This is a genomic window from Clostridium sp. CM036 (assembly GCF_055081135.1).
In genome coordinates, this window is record NZ_CM143652.1 from 1,433,925 (window position 1) to 1,449,272 (window position 15,348).

Annotated in this window: 14 protein-coding genes and 2 pseudogenes; 4 read left to right on the plus strand and 12 right to left on the minus strand. The window is 29.4% G+C overall.

All coding sequences use genetic code 11. From position 1 onward, the window contains the following. Positions 1-10: 10 nt before the first annotated feature. From ACWJKE_RS06800 to ACWJKE_RS06840, 9 genes and pseudogenes are all read right to left on the minus strand, one after another. Positions 11-1,292, minus strand: a pseudogene (locus tag ACWJKE_RS06800) (esterase/lipase family protein). Positions 1,293-1,360: 68 nt separating this feature from the next. Beyond that, positions 1,361-1,483, minus strand: coding sequence for a hypothetical protein (locus ACWJKE_RS06805; protein ID WP_258280718.1), 123 nt, complete (start codon positions 1,481-1,483; stop codon positions 1,361-1,363). 103 nt (positions 1,484-1,586) lie between these two features. After that, positions 1,587-1,697, minus strand: a pseudogene (locus ACWJKE_RS06810) (ATP-binding protein); the annotation flags it as partial. 438 nt (positions 1,698-2,135) lie between these two features. Beyond that, positions 2,136-2,954, minus strand: a complete 819-nt coding sequence (locus ACWJKE_RS06815; protein ID WP_220286646.1) for a DUF2262 domain-containing protein — start codon at positions 2,952-2,954, stop codon at positions 2,136-2,138. 67 nt (positions 2,955-3,021) lie between these two features. Continuing rightward, positions 3,022-3,642, minus strand: coding sequence for a DUF4303 domain-containing protein (locus tag ACWJKE_RS06820; protein ID WP_220286645.1), 621 nt, complete (start codon positions 3,640-3,642; stop codon positions 3,022-3,024). Positions 3,643-3,831: 189 nt separating this feature from the next. Beyond that, on the minus strand, positions 3,832-4,740 hold the full coding sequence (locus tag ACWJKE_RS06825; RefSeq protein ID WP_220286644.1) for a PhzF family isomerase: 909 nt from the start codon (positions 4,738-4,740) through the stop codon (positions 3,832-3,834). 159 nt (positions 4,741-4,899) lie between these two features. Next, positions 4,900-5,430, minus strand: coding sequence for a signal peptidase II (locus ACWJKE_RS06830; RefSeq protein WP_220286643.1), 531 nt, complete (start codon positions 5,428-5,430; stop codon positions 4,900-4,902). 599 nt (positions 5,431-6,029) lie between these two features. Then, positions 6,030-8,090, minus strand: coding sequence for an FtsX-like permease family protein (locus ACWJKE_RS06835; protein WP_462954064.1), 2,061 nt, complete (start codon positions 8,088-8,090; stop codon positions 6,030-6,032). Continuing rightward, positions 8,068-8,820: an ABC transporter ATP-binding protein gene (locus tag ACWJKE_RS06840; RefSeq protein ID WP_462959290.1), complete on the minus strand. Its 753-nt coding sequence runs from the start codon at positions 8,818-8,820 to the stop codon at positions 8,068-8,070. The genes ACWJKE_RS06835 and ACWJKE_RS06840 overlap by 23 nt, the downstream gene beginning before the upstream one ends. 335 nt (positions 8,821-9,155) lie before the next feature. On the opposite strand from ACWJKE_RS06840, the gene ACWJKE_RS06845 reads away from it, so the two are divergent. After that, entirely contained in the window at positions 9,156-9,869 is a 714-nt protein-coding gene (locus ACWJKE_RS06845; RefSeq protein ID WP_462959291.1) for a LytR/AlgR family response regulator transcription factor, read from the plus strand. Positions 9,870-9,877: 8 nt separating this feature from the next. Further along, a complete protein-coding gene (locus ACWJKE_RS06850; protein WP_462959292.1) occupies positions 9,878-11,155 on the plus strand; it encodes a sensor histidine kinase in 1,278 nt (425 codons plus the stop codon). Between the two features lie 378 nt (positions 11,156-11,533). Here the strand turns inward: ACWJKE_RS06850 and ACWJKE_RS06855 are convergent, their stop codons facing one another. Beyond that, positions 11,534-12,352, minus strand: a complete 819-nt coding sequence (locus ACWJKE_RS06855) for an IS3 family transposase (RefSeq protein ID WP_253198320.1) — start codon at positions 12,350-12,352, stop codon at positions 11,534-11,536. A gap of 74 nt (positions 12,353-12,426) precedes the next feature. Then, a complete protein-coding gene (locus ACWJKE_RS06860) occupies positions 12,427-13,110 on the minus strand; it encodes a helix-turn-helix domain-containing protein (RefSeq protein WP_258280590.1) in 684 nt (227 codons plus the stop codon). Positions 13,111-13,224: 114 nt separating this feature from the next. Here ACWJKE_RS06860 and ACWJKE_RS06865 point away from each other — a divergent pair, with 114 nt between their 5' ends. Further along, entirely contained in the window at positions 13,225-13,761 is a 537-nt protein-coding gene (locus tag ACWJKE_RS06865) for a transposase (protein ID WP_462958831.1), read from the plus strand. Between the two features lie 5 nt (positions 13,762-13,766). Further along, positions 13,767-14,597 (plus strand): IS3 family transposase, encoded by an 831-nt coding sequence (locus tag ACWJKE_RS06870; protein WP_462959355.1) that lies wholly within the window; start codon positions 13,767-13,769, stop codon positions 14,595-14,597. Between the two features lie 149 nt (positions 14,598-14,746). On the opposite strand, the gene ACWJKE_RS06875 is transcribed toward ACWJKE_RS06870, so the two are convergent. After that, positions 14,747-15,235 (minus strand): hypothetical protein, encoded by a 489-nt coding sequence (locus tag ACWJKE_RS06875; protein ID WP_462959293.1) that lies wholly within the window; start codon positions 15,233-15,235, stop codon positions 14,747-14,749. Positions 15,236-15,348: the final 113 nt, after the last annotated feature.

Sequence of the window (15,348 nt, forward strand, 5' to 3'; positions counted from 1 at the left end):
GTAGGTTTACTTAATATCCCTCATTTTTAAGGGTTGATATAATCTCTACATATTTTTCCATTACATCAAATCCTTTATAATCATCTCTTCTTAAATCTATAATATCTCCATGAGAGATTCCACGCCTATGCTTATTTTTAAGCACACCTTTAAATTCTCCCCATTTAGCAGAATTAATAGATACTAAACCATCATTTTCACCTTCCGTTAACTTCACTAAAATATAAGGAATGGTCACTATATAATCACTAAACATATGCTTTATAAAGCTTATCAGGCATATTACAAGCAATATCAACAAACTTACATCCTCTATGAGGTGATGACACCATTGTTAGCGATGCAACATATTCCCCCATCTCTAACTTACTAATCATATAACGTGCATCTAATCCACCTTTTGAATGTGCTATAATATTTACCTTTTCACATCCTGTTGCCTTAACAATATCAAGAATTTTATCTTTAATGTCCTGCGCATTACATTCCACTGTTCCCCAAGCTTCTTGATTTCCATAATAAACTGTTGCCCCATTACGAATCAATTCCTTAGGTATTCTTCCCCAATAATTAATGTATTTTAAATCTCTAAATCCAACTCCATGAACTAACACAAGAGGATATTTTGTTTTACATACCTCTAAGTCAACACGTGCTTCATTATTAATTACCTTATAACACTCATGATCATATTCTATTTTTGCAATATGACAAGCATACAACATTATAAAAATATTTATAATTGGAATAAAGACCATAACGGCTACTATATATCTTTTTAATATACTTAGCCTTCTTGAAGTACATAAGATTCGTAACATTCCATTTGCAAGTAAAGTAATAGTAGTCAATACCATAATAATAACATCTATTACAACGATATTATTAGAAATAACGAAGTCTTTTATTGCTTTAAACCCTATTATGTATATTAAGATTTGAATAAACGCTACATACAATCCATAGAGAACAAGACGTTTGCCACCTAACATTACCTTTAATCTAATGTTAACAATTTGCTTAAATGCGTTTGGGGCTATGTTTATTTTTAACCAAATATAAAAACTGAAAATAATTATTTGGATTAAAATAATCCATTTGCATATAACTTTATCTTGTCCAAATTTAGTGCGTTCGCTAAAAAGCCACCCTAACAAAACAATATGAGGTGCAAAAATAAAATATATGCTCATGAATTTTTTATTGAGTAAAAGTACCTTATTGCTAAGATCTAAGCATATGATGCTTATTATTAGTATTGCTAAAGCAAACGTTATTATAAATACTATCATTTAAATCCACCCTTTAATTCTGCACATTCTTAATATAAAATGTTTTAAAATTCATGTATTAACATTACTTATATTGGTATTCCAAACAAAGAATCTTTTTCCATTGATTCATCACTAGGTTTGCTTTGTTTATTATAGTTATTTCTATTACTAACTTTCGGAAATTTTTTATGATTATTGCCTTTACTCATATGTCTTCTTTATGCCATCTTCTATAATTTTAAACAGATTTTCAAAATTAATAGGCTTACTGATATAATCATCCATACCAGCTTCTATACACTTAACTCTAGCGCCATCCATAAGCCTTACTAATTCTTTACTAATTTCAAGACCAAGACCAGTTCCTCCAAATTTTCTAGTATTTGAGTTATCTGCCTGTGTAAACGGCTTAAATAGTTGATTTAAATCCTCTTGACTAAGGTTTAAATTAAAATATATATATATGTCCTACCTTTAAAAATTCCTATAAGTACAAGAGTGGGAACTTTTTCGACATTAATTTACCATATCCTCCTAAAATACTCAATAAAATGCTTACAATATGCCCAAGTTCACTTTCCAAAATTAAAACCGGAATTCAAGAAACAGTGGTCGCATTATTTCATCCGGACTTGACCCTGCAGTAATATCTACCCATAAACTTCATCACACAGTTGACTACATTTCTGAACCTAACCAGACTTGGTGAAGAAATGTGTCTTGTCTAAGATTTGAAGATTTTCTTGATTTGAAAAATAGACTTGAGTACATCACATGACCTATTCGAAATACTCTCGAGCAAGGCAAACGACAACATTCTGTTATACGAGAACATTGTCCCTACTTCAATCATTTATTCCTCTATCCAGTAATATCTGCATCATTTGGCCCGTCAGTCAAATTGCCTGAAATTAAAATTGAATGTCCCCAGAATAAGTCACCATCATTGTGCCAAAATTCGAATTCACCATTTGGGTTTATAGTAATTTCTTCAAGTATTATACAATTTCTGAACTGCTCAGATGTTACCTTGTCCTCTTCTTCCTCAAGCCAACTTTCATTTTTGATTTTCAATAATTCATGTACAGCATATTTGCATACACGGTTATTCCATGTTACCTGATCTTCCCATAAGGTTTTTGCAACCTGTAGACCTAAATTTATGCCCTCTGGTTCATCTACCGACAAATTCAGTTTAATACTTTTCCCATTCCAGCTTATATCTCCTATATACCAATTAACTTGCCTATTAAAAGTAAATGTTCCTAAGATACTATCAATATAAATAATTGGTTTTTTAAGTTCCTCTAAATATACGTTTAATTCATTATCATTTGAAACAAATTCAATAAATCCTTCAAAAAGTGCATCAGATCTACCAAATACACTCTCCTCTATAACACGAGCATTAATTTTTATTATTGTCTCAGGCCTAATCATATTTCTAATATCATTCAGTTCCTCATGAGTAACTTTTCGTCTAATATGTAATGGTTCAGTCTTTAGATATTCCTTCACAACTCTCCATGCAACAAGTTTCACACCTAAAGTCCATAGCTTCTCACCACCTGTTCTTCCAGCACTAACTCCGTTTATATCCACTATACCTATAACCTCTGATATAGGACATGATCCAAGTTGTTCTAACAACTGTTTTTCACTTTTAGCCACGTCTTTCATTTTTTATCCTCCTAATTCTATAATTTCATTTACTTTTCTATGGGAGCACCTTATACCACAATTTACTTCAGGAAAAACCATCCTTATAATAAGCGATAAAATCCGGTGTTTTATTTAAATATTGAAAAACTGGCTTTAATCTATTTACTAAATTAATCCCAATCAACAAGAGTGCATTATCAAAGAAATCGCTTTTAAACGCTATTGCTTTACTAATATCTAAAATATGATGTTCATTATTAATACAATAATAAGCATCTAAAATCTCCTTAGATTCCTTAGATAAGATTTCTTCAAAAAACCTATATGAAAAATCAGCTGGGTTATATCTCAGTCCATCTAATCCTAAAGTCTGAACTTGTTTATAATTTGAGTCTTCTTTCACACTTATTTCTAGCGCTTCATTGGTATTAATTGATATCCCTATCCCTCCAACCTCAGTATCTATTTCTAATACAACAACATATACATCTCTGTTTTCTTTTTCTTTGCTAAACTCAATAATTTTCCTTTCGCAGTCTAAAAACAATAAATCTTCAATTTCTTTTTCATTAACTAGAAATACTTCTTTTCCTTTAATACTATCAAGCTCTTCAAAGGTCTTATTTGAATAGTAAACTTTGTATCCCTCACCAACTTTAGTTCTTTCACCATTAATTAATTGCTGTAGCCACGCACAATACTCCATATACACACCTCCCCGGTTTCATGAAAACTTATAAATATTTAATTATTTGTCACTATTTCATCAAAGTATCAATTAGTTTGTACCTTCTTTTTTGATCGGATTTTCAATCACGCTAAATCCACTCCCAGCATTTCATTTATCTATTAAACTTTATTCTATCTTATCTAAATTGGTTGTTATTTAAGATAGTCATTCCAATGATAATTCAGATTTAAATGCTATTATGGCATTTCCTGAAATTTTAATTTCTACAGGTTCTTTATTTTCTATCTTTACCTCAACGTCGATAATACCTGTTCTTTTTATAGCTTCACCTTGTTTAGCTTTGAATCTAAATAAAGAATTATTATGATTAACCAATTTGTGATGAACCAGATATGCACCCAAAGGACCATTTGCATTACCAGTTACAGGATCTTCATTAATGCCTATCGCAGGAGCAAACATTCTGCCATGTACTAAAATATCAGTATCTTGAGTATTAACTGTAAAAACGTAATATCCATTACACTTAATATCGTTGCTCAATTTAGAAAGGGCATCATAATTTGGTTTCATTTTATTTAAAGTTTCAATGTTTTTTATACCAATCATAACCTTAGAGTGACCTGTTGAAACTACCTGTATTGGATAATCTTCTAGTAAATCCTTATTACTTATATTCAACGCCAATGTAATATTTTTTATATTTATTCCATCAATAATCGATCCAAATTCAATCTTACCTTGTGTCATAATAATTTTATAGTCATCATTTTCTTTTACTATATCAACAGGTAAAATTCCAGCACCAGTTTTATGATAAACCCTAGAAGTAACAAGCCTGTTTTCAATTGCACGGGCATAGTGAGCCGCAATAGTTGCATGTCCACAAATTGGCACTTCATTTGTTGGAGTGAAAAACCGTATGTGAACATCATACTCATCATTATTTGAAGATAGAATAAATGCTGTTTCAGAATTATTAAGTTCCCTAGCTATTTTCTGCATTTCAGCTTCAGTTAATCCGTCAGCATTTGTTATTACTCCAGCTGGATTTCCAGAAAACTTCTCCTTAGTGAATGAGTCAATTTGGTATAAATTATATTTCCTTGTCATAATATCCCCCCTAAGGCAGTATCAATTTATATGACACAATCTGTCTATTTCGTCTGCTCTCTCAAGTAATTTTGCAATTGTTTATTACGAGATTTACGAACAATGTGACTTAACTACAATTGTTAATAATTCTTATTCTTTCAGTGATGTAATTTATGTTTATAATTTTCGTAGAATATATTCAGTAAAATCTTTTACTATATTATCATCAATTTGGTCTAAAACTTTGTTTTTTAAGAGCAATGTTAAGATTAGCAACCCAACAAAAATATTAATATATACATCTTTTAAGTCAAACGTGAAAAAACCATTTACTAATATGTAATCTAAACTACCGTTCCAAAAAATCTTGTCAATTAATGAACACATAGCACCAGAAAATATAAAAGCATACATGCTATTAATAGTTTTGTTAGTTCCAAATTGTTTATTTAAATATTGATAAAACAGATATATTAATATACTCATAATTGCCACTAGTGAAATATGTATATACTTACTGATACCTAATTGCAACATAGAATTAAACCATGAATAGTGCCTATTGAACATAGGCTCAAAGTATAGCAAATGAGGCAATATTGTAGATCTCTTGTCAAGAAAATTGTTGTTAATTACTATTTTAATAACCTGATCTATTGTTACTAAAATAAGCACTACTATATATGTCTTTTTGTTTTGAATTTTCATATTTATTCTGCACCACCTAATATAATTAATTTTTTTACATCTTTCACATTTAACTAGCGCTTATCGCTATATCTATCTGAGTATCTAGCAGGCACCGCATATTCAATTTCAAATTCCGCTTTTTATTTGCTTTAATCAATTTCATTTTAAGAGGAACATCCAATCTGAAAATTTAATTTCATACCATTTGCCTCGCCGTATTATACAATCCAGACGCAAAATATATTTTATATCATACCATGATTGCCATTAATTTCATATAATCATACATAATAAAACTAACTAACTGCCCAGGTGCCGTTCTATTTATCTCTCTCCTTAATGATTAAAATAACATATTAATCACAATTCATAATATGAGAAACTGAAATAATATAAAATGTGTACAGGCTATATTATTTCAGTAATTGATATTCTAACATCTAAATTTTAAATAATATCCACCTACAAGTACCCATCTCATACTTTAGCTCATATAACTTTTCAGCTCCGTCAATTACACTCTGACACTTATAAATAATCATAATATTACCTGCCAATTTCTCAACTCACCTTTCTTAAAACATTTGCTTCTATAACTTTGTTACATTTTTTCTAATTTACAAATCTATAAAATTAACACATTCTTTAATAGCCTGCTTTCTAATTACAAAAAATAATCCAACTTGGATTAAAACTACTAATAAGGATAATCCACAAGCAAATAAAAATGATACATTTGAAAACGCCCAAACATTAGTAGTCATTATTGACTTAAATAAAAATAAGGTGATAATAGTTCCTAGTGTTACTGGAACAAAGTATATTAAAGCAACTTGCATTGATATAATTGATTTTATCTTAGTTTTTCTTACTCCAAGGAATGTAATATTTTTATATACTAACTTATCTTGCCACATTGTATTTAATATTTTAAGACCGATTGTCATAATTGCTGAAACAATTGCGATTATAGAAATATATAGAGTAAGCAATAAATAAACAGCAAAATCAGAAATGCCACTATTAAATATGTGATATCTTGAATATGGTGTAAATCCCCACAATCTATTTGCCTTAAAGCTATTTTCTTTATACTCCTTATATTCATAGTTTACTGGTTCGTTTGGTCTTTGTGCTCTTATTCTATCAAATATAACCCCGGTGCTATAGTTTGGACACCATTTCCCTACGCTAGCATTAACTATTGAATCAAATAATGCATTACTAAAAACACCTGTTTCCCTCCAATTTGGTGTATTGAATATATATGTTTTAAATATACATTCCTCTTTTGTTTCGCTTCGCAACTTATTAAACAAAGCGGTATCCATAACACAAAAACTTTTTCGATCAAATAGTGTATCCGGATTCATAATCTTATCAATAAATTTTATTCCTTTATTATTAAGAGTGAATTCTTTTTTGGTAGTAGGATTTAGTAGAGTTATAGGCCCAATAGATTGTGAGTGATATTTACTTGAATCACTATTTTCGTCAGCAGATATAATAGTAACATAAGAACCTGGATCAATATCGAATTTTTTGCCAGTAAGTTTATATACAGTTTCTTCACTTACAAAATTGATAGGGGCCCATTCATTATATTTTTTAAAGTACTCACCTAAAATGATTGTATCAAACTTCTTGAAGTCCTTAAGTGTAACATTATTATCTATTGCTAATTTTTTTATATCACTTTCATTAAAATTTCCTTGTTGAAATCCTACTTTAACCATATAATCATAAGGATCAACATAGATTGTACTTAAAATACCCGATATCATTGGAACGGAAGTAAAAGCAACACCGAAAATCCCAACTCCAATTAGAATAGTCGATACAAATAATGGTAAAGTATATTGTTTTCCCTTTGATTTTATCAAATTAAAAAACACAATATTTTTATAATAATAGCTAGGACTAATTTTTTTAAACAAAACACCTATTGATGTAATCTGTACTATTAATAAATACAACCCCACTAAAGATGCAATTAAAAAATATGGCATATTTCTTGAAGTAAATAGAATGATTCCTACAGGTATCATTACTATACCAATTAAACCCAAAACGAAACTATCACCTTTAGTATCCTCGACCTGTTCTTCAGCCTTAAGTATCTTTATTATGTCTATCTTTTTAATATATCGTGAAGTTAGTACTCTAGTAATAATCATGCATAAAGCTGAAAATAAAATTGCAATAGCTATTCCAGTCCATCCAATAGAAAAAGCTGTTTCTTCTGTTTTTAGAAAGAAGGTTAAAACAGTCCAGCTTAGCCATGAAATTAATATTGAAAAGAGTAATCCCAATAATGTAGCTGCTAGGAAAATTATATTCAGCTCTTTTATAACAATTTTCCTTACATTTTTACGTCTGATTCCAAGAGAAATGAAAACACCTATTTCCCTTGACTTATATCTTATAAATAACGAATAAGCATATATTACAAATACAAATGTTCCTATTAGTGTAAATGCAAACATGCTTAACGTAATTTGTTGCGTCGAACCACCATCCATGAGTACTTTGGTAACCGTTGGACTAAATTGGAGAATGCCATATCCCCCAATCATTGTAACTGCAAATATGATTGATGAAATAAACAAAGCATATTCCTTTATGTTATTTTTAAATAGCTTTCTAACAATAGCGTTAAGCGTCATAAGTCTCACCATTTATTCCCTTCATGAAAGTTAGAATGTCATTTAAAAATTCCCGCGGAGAGGTAGTTCTAATAAGTTCTTTAACAATGTGTCCGTCTGTAAGAGCTACTACTCTATCACAATATGATGCTGCAAAGGCATCGTGTGTAACCATAAATACTGTTGCTCCTAAGTTTTTCTTAGCATCCATGAATGCCTTTATTACCGCTAAGCTAGACTTTGAATCCAGATTACCTGTTGGTTCATCTGCCAAAAGAACTAAGGGCTTATTCGCGAGTGCCCTCGCTATTGCTACTCGTTGTTTCTCTCCACCAGATATTTCATTAGGATATTTGGTTTTTATCGTTTCTATTGTGAAATTTTCCATAAGATCTTCTGTTCTTTTCATCATTTTATTCATATCCTTACTGGCAATAATTTGGGGCAGAAATATGTTTTCAATTACTGTAAGTCCATTAATCAGCATATAATCCTGAAATACAAATCCTAATTTATTCTGTCTCACATCTGCAAGCCTATCCTCATTAATATTTAAAATATTTACTCCATCCAAAAGAATTTGACCCAATTCTGCATGTATAAATCCTGATATACAATTAAGTAGTGTGGTTTTACCACTACCAGACGGCCCCATAACAGCCACAAATTCGCCTTCATTAACTTTCAAATCAATATCCCTAAGAGCAATATATTCACCCCCCTTTGATACATAAGTCTTCTTTAAACTCTTTACTTCTAACATTTTTTCTCCTCCTCATTCTATATTATAAGCAAATATTAGCATGTTAATATGCGAAGTTCAATCTCATAAATTGAGGTGTTGTAACGCTTGGTAGTTATTTTGTAACGTTTGGTAATGTTTGTGGAAATCTCATAATTAACGCTGTATAAATTGTAAAATACTACTGTTAAATCATGTTATAATATTATTAGAGTAAATTTGTAAACACCTCAAAAGTCATTTCGTAATCAACATCATATTGGGAATTTTTGAAATTTACCAACTTTATCAAGATCTTTTTTGAAAATATAAGAAATTTTAAAAATTTTTCTTAAAATATTGGAGGAACAACGTTTATGTTACAAATTGCTATATGTGAAGACGAATTTAAACAAAGAAATATGCTGAAAAATATTCTGGCAGGCCAGATTAAAGAAAACAACCTTGATGCTAAAATAAACGATTATGAAAGCGGAGAACAGCTTATAAATACCATAAAAAATAATTCATATAAATTTGATATAATATTTTTAGATATTCAAATGAAAAAGATATCAGGAATAGATACTGCCAAAATAATCAGAAAAACAAATAAAATTGCTATAATTATTTTTGTAACAGGACTTATGGAATATGTATTCGAAGGCTATAACGTCAGAGCCTTCAATTATATACTAAAACCTTTTAAAATTGACAAAATAGCTAAGGTATTTAAAGAAGCTCTTGATAGTTTGGATATGATAAATAGTGATGTGTATATAATAAATTTTAAAGATAAAACTCATAAAATTAACTTTTTGGATATTGTGTATTTTTTTAGTGATAAGAGGATTATTAGACTAATCTGTAAGCAGGGGGAATATGAATTTTATTCAAAGCTTGATGATGTAGAAAAAGAACTTATTAATAGAAATTTTATACGCTGTCACCAAAGATATTTAATAAACTTAACTAATATAAATAGCATTGAACAAAATCATGCTATTACTACACTTGGATACAACGTTCCAATAAGTAGAAACAGATATAAAAAGACTTTAATAACGTTTGCAAAACAAATACTGAGGTAGGGTGCTTTATGGAGATAATTGCAGTTATTATTCCAATCATTATTTTAATTATTATTTCGTTTATAGAAACAATTATTTTATTTAAATTACTTAATGCATTTTTAACGAAAAGAGACTCGAAAATGTTTTCTGCATTAAATTTTTTTGCCTTATTTGTGATGTGTATGATACCTATTATGTCAGGAGATATCGAAAATATTATATATTCATTTGTTATCTACTTGATTATAGGATTAATCTTTTATAAAGACGTAAAAATAAAAAGGATTTGTGCCGTGTCCATGGTTTCAACTATCTCTGTAAGTGTGAAAATGTTGGCTGCTAGAATAGCTTCTTTTTTCCCAATCTACAAATATAGATTTAATGACATAATTGAATCTTCTTTAAGAGTTCTGATTTTTATTTTAATATATTTTGCTCTTTATAAGGTTGTATTATGGGCTAAAGAAATTTTATCTAGCAAAATATGGGCACTCATATGTATTATGTCTTTAGCTACCTTCATCTCCATTGTTTTTAGCATTGTTCCTTTTATATTTAAAGTAACCACCTTTTACAACCTCATTGTCATTACGATAATGACTTTATATATTTTTGGCATTATTGCTACGTTTTATGTTATTAAAGAAATTGCTTTAGGTTCCGAAGCTGACTCCTTAAATAAACAATTAGTAATGCAGATGGAACATTATATGGATATAGAAGAAAATCAGAATATCACAAAGAAAATATTGCATGATATGAAAAATCACTTAGGGGTTATAAACTCATTTTTGTATGAGGGGAACATTGAAGATGCAAGGCATTACCTTGGCAATGTGACAGAAAGTATAAGCTCTATGTCAATTCATACATTTTGTGAGAATAAAGTAGTAAATTCAATTTTAAATAACAAACACAAAACGCTTATTGATTTGGGTATAAATGTTAACATAAATATTTATGTTCCTGAGCAATTAAATATTTCTCAACCAGATTTATGTAGCATGTTCTCTAATACTATTGATAACGCAATAGATGCATGTTCAAAAATACAAGATAAAAACTCCAGATTTATAAATATTAAGTCAAATACAGATAAAGGATATTTTGTTTATGAGGTTGAAAACTCAAAGATAAATCAGATAAAAGTAAATGGCCTGAGATTTATCACTAATAAAAAAAATAACCTAATACATGGATATGGCGTGGATATCATTAGAACTGTGGTATCTAAATATAGCGGGGATATTGATACAGAATACACAGATAATACTTTTAAAATAACACTTTTTATAAAGGTGTAAAGATTTTTACTAATATTTAAATAACCATCTGCTGTTGTGTGAATTCTTGCACAAAATGCCTTTGCCAAGAACTATAGCTTACAATGTGCCTAGCATGACTTATTACATTGAAAGTATTATATCTACCTTGGTTTTAACAAAATAGCAATTTCAATAAACTTTATGGCTATTAGTTAGCGTTCGTCTGTAGTATACTAAATTAACTAATAAAAGAGCAAAATTTTTGCTCTCAATTTTAAAATATGGCTATGTTTTAAAAGAGTGTTGAAAATATAGAGATTTTTAAGGGAAACCATTTTGAACTGCCCCCTGTCAAGTAGACAGTGGAAATAATTAAAGATTTTATGTAAGGCGTCTATCATTTGGTAGGCGCTTTATTTATGCTGCATTACCTAATAGATATCGCTGATATTCCATTGGTGTCATGCACTTTAAACGTTTTTGATAACGTCTATTATTATAATATTCTATATAGTCTTCAATCGATTTCTTTAAGCTTTCATAGTCTTCAAATTTATGAAGATAATACATTTCTGTTTTTAAGATTCCCCAAAATCCTTCCATTGGACCATTATCAATACAATGCCCAACCCTCGACATGCTCTGTATCATTCCAGCTTTTTTTAGTTTTTCTTTAAATATTTTTGAAGTATACTGGAAACCTCGGTCACTATGAAATATTGGTTTAGCATCAGGGTATACTTTAACAGCAAGATTAAAGGTTTGATAAACCAATTGGTTATTATTAGAATGACCAATGACATATGAAACAATACTTCTATCACCTAAATCAAATATTGCACTTAGATAAGCCTTTTGTCCACTTCTCCCATATTTAAACTCGGTTACATCTGTAAGCCATTTTTTATTGACTTGTTCTGCTTTAAAATTTCTATCCAAAATATTTTCTGCAGTAACTTCAGGAGTTGACTTAATATAATTATATCTTTTTTTTCTGCATACGGATTTTAATCCTAATATCTGCATCAGACGATAAATTCGTTTATAATTAACTTTTTTATTATATTCTCTACGGATTTTAATCGTCATCTGGCGATAGCCTAAGATACCGTCTTTTTCCTCATATAACTCACAAATAAGCTTTAATAATTCTTCGTTTTTCAATACTCGGTTACTTTTTTCTCTGTGTAGCCATTTATAATATGCAGAATGGCTAACGCCGCCTATAATGCACAACTCAGTTATAGGAAATTTATCTTTGTTAGATAATTCTTGGATTGCAAGATAAGTATCTTCGTATCTAGCTTCGCTTAATATCGCCTTCTTTCTATCTCTTGGATTTTTTTTAGAAGAGCATTCTCCATCCGTAATCTTCTATTTTGTGCTTCTAAAAGCTTGTATTGAGCTTTTAGCTTTTCATCTTCTGTCATTAACTCTTCAGCCTTTGGCTTTCCACGTCGGTCCAAAAGCCCTTCAATACCAAACTGATTATACTTCTTCATCCAGGTATAAATCTGAGGATAAGATACCTTATATTTTTCAACAGTTTTATTATAACTGTTATTGTTTTCAATACAGTACTTTATGATTTCAATGCGTTCAATATAAGAAGTTTTGCGTCCTTTGGTCATGATTATTTTTCCTCCTGTTCCAGAAGATTTTATGTTTTCATGACCATTATACTTCTTTATCCAATTGCATAAAACTGTATTTGACGAAATATGATACTTAATGCATAAATCATTCAGTGAGCCATGCCCATCAAGATATTCTTTTACAATGTTAATCTTGATTTTGGCAGTATAAGAAGTATTTTTGCTAGAATGTTTTAACCCAGCTTCACCTTCTGATTTATATCGTATTACCCATTTTTGAAAAGAACTCTTATGTACTTGAAGTTTGTTGCATAAACTTAACATACTAGCTTTTCCATTTAAATATGATGTTACAGCCTTAATTTTTTGTTGGTCTGATATAGTTGATTTTCTTCCCATAAAAAAATAGCCCTCCTTATAGTAAACAGTTTTATTATTTTAACTGTCTACCATGAACTGCTCCCCTTTTATTGGACAAAGTATTATAATTGTTTATATAAGGGGTGATTTTTTTTGAAAGTAAAATACACACTTGAAAAGCGTTTAGAAATACTTGATGAATGGAAGAAAGCTAATAATGGCTCACGCAATGCTCTAGCAAGAAAATATGATGTCGCTCCCCAAACAATACGAGGATGGGAAAAAATTCAGGAGTTACATGGCGACGATGCACTTATACCTCGTAATGGAAAACGGAATAAATATACAGGTGACTTTCGAATAAAGGTTGCAGAAGAATTAATAAATAGTGGTCTTTCAAAACATGAGATATGTTCTAAATATAATCTTAATGAATCTTTAGTTCTTAGATGGAAAAAACTCTATATTGAAAATGGCAAAGAATTTTTAGCTATAGATCATCGTGGCCGAAAAAAAGGAGAACCTATAAAGAATATAATCAGCACTTGTAAAAACTTAAAACTAAGCGATTTACAAACAAAAACGGAGAAGGCTCTTTACAATGAAAACGAGCGTCTTCGTGCGGAGCTAGATTACACAAAAAAATTGAATGCCTTAATTCAATCCAGGCAAACACCAAAGAAAAGGTAACAGTAATCTATGAATTAAGGCATAAATACACAATCACGCTGCTTTTAGATATAGCACAAATTCCACACAGTGTTTACTATTATTATATAAAACGAATGAACAGACTAGATAAGTATAAAAAAATAAAGCAAAAGATTATAGAACTCTTTGATAAAAATAAAAAAACATATGGTTACAGACGTATTACAGCGGAGTTACACAAACTCGGATATATAATTAATCATAAGACGGTACTAAAATTAATGAATTCTCTGGGACTGTTTTGTTGTGTAAGAATGAAGAAATATAACTCTTATAAGGGTGATGTTGGGAAAATCGCACCTAACATATTAAACAGGAATTTTAAAGCGGACAAACCTAATCAGAAATGGGTAACGGATATCAGTGAAATTTCATTTTGTGGGCAAAAAACATACGTATCAGTAATTCTGGATTTATATAATCGTGAAATTATTAGTTATGATCTTAATGACCATGCAAATATGATGCAAATTAATCATACATTGGAAGAGGCTTTTAGAAAAATACCCGATAACACGAGACTTATTTTGCATTCGGATCAGGGATGGCAATATCAACAAAAATCATATCGAAATAAATTAATAGCAAAAGGAATTCAACAAAGTATGTCACGTAAAGCAACCTGTCATGATAATGCAGTAGTAGAAAACTTTTTTAGTATTTTAAAAACTGAGCTATTGTATATAAGGGAATTTACATCAATGGAAGAAATAAAGATGGAATTAATCGATTATATCAAATACTATAACAATGATCGAATCAAACAAAGTTTGAATTGGTTAAGTCCAGTTAATTATAGAAAATCAGTAGCGTAAAAGGACCAGCAGTTACATTAAACTACTAGTCCCATACATGAAATATTTTGTTCAAATATTTTGTTCAACTTTTAGGGTTCAATTCACCATAAGGGGAGCATATCATTTGATTTCCCTTGTTTTGCTTTTTAAATCAGATAAATTGAAATTTATTTTAAAAAAGTTAACATTACTGTATCAACTAATGCAACAATCACAAAAACAATAATTCCTTTCAAGAATGAACTAATGTGCTTTTTAGGATTTTTATATGCAATATCTAATTTTTCTGTTCCTTTAAATCTTACTCTTTTTGTATTTCTCCACCAAATCATATCAATAAAGAAAAAATCAAAAGCATTAAGAACCTCACCTAAAATAAAGATATTTATAAAATTTTGTTTCCAACTATCAGTTCTTATAATAAATCCAAATAAAAACAACACTATAGAGAATATAAAAACATTTGATATAAACGACATATGAGAACTTTTCCTTACAATTTTATTTTTCAACCTATCATTATTGATTATTATGCCTTGTATTTCATCTGGGTATGAACCAAAACTTTTAATATTTTTTTCGTCACTTCCAGTTCCTAAAAAGCAAATTACGAAAAAGATTAAACATAAAATAATGCTTTCTATTAACAATCCCATTACATCACTTCCTATCTCTATAAGTCAAATAAAAATTAATTTTACAATATCATAATTGTGCACTAAATTATATCATATTTGAATAATAATTACATAATCAATTCCAATATAAA

Bases quoted from the DNA above. Each gene is read 5' to 3' on its own strand.
- ACWJKE_RS06820 (WP_220286645.1), bottom strand. From the start codon at position 3,642: ATGGAGTATTGTGCGTGGCTACAGCAATTAATTAATGGTGAAAGAACT.
- ACWJKE_RS06835 (WP_462954064.1), bottom strand. From the start codon at position 8,090: ATGGTGAGACTTATGACGCTTAACGCTATTGTTAGAAAGCTATTTAAA.
- ACWJKE_RS06830 (WP_220286643.1), bottom strand. From the start codon at position 5,430: ATGAAAATTCAAAACAAAAAGACATATATAGTAGTGCTTATTTTAGTA.
- ACWJKE_RS06860 (WP_258280590.1), bottom strand. From the start codon at position 13,110: ATGGGAAGAAAATCAACTATATCAGACCAACAAAAAATTAAGGCTGTA.
- ACWJKE_RS06850 (WP_462959292.1), top strand. From the start codon at position 9,878: ATGGAGATAATTGCAGTTATTATTCCAATCATTATTTTAATTATTATT.
- ACWJKE_RS06875 (WP_462959293.1), bottom strand. From the start codon at position 15,235: ATGGGATTGTTAATAGAAAGCATTATTTTATGTTTAATCTTTTTCGTA.
- ACWJKE_RS06805 (WP_258280718.1), bottom strand. From the start codon at position 1,483: ATGAGTAAAGGCAATAATCATAAAAAATTTCCGAAAGTTAGTAATAGA.
- ACWJKE_RS06845 (WP_462959291.1), top strand. From the start codon at position 9,156: ATGTTACAAATTGCTATATGTGAAGACGAATTTAAACAAAGAAATATG.
- ACWJKE_RS06840 (WP_462959290.1), bottom strand. From the start codon at position 8,820: ATGTTAGAAGTAAAGAGTTTAAAGAAGACTTATGTATCAAAGGGGGGT.
- ACWJKE_RS06815 (WP_220286646.1), bottom strand. From the start codon at position 2,954: ATGAAAGACGTGGCTAAAAGTGAAAAACAGTTGTTAGAACAACTTGGA.
- ACWJKE_RS06825 (WP_220286644.1), bottom strand. From the start codon at position 4,740: ATGACAAGGAAATATAATTTATACCAAATTGACTCATTCACTAAGGAG.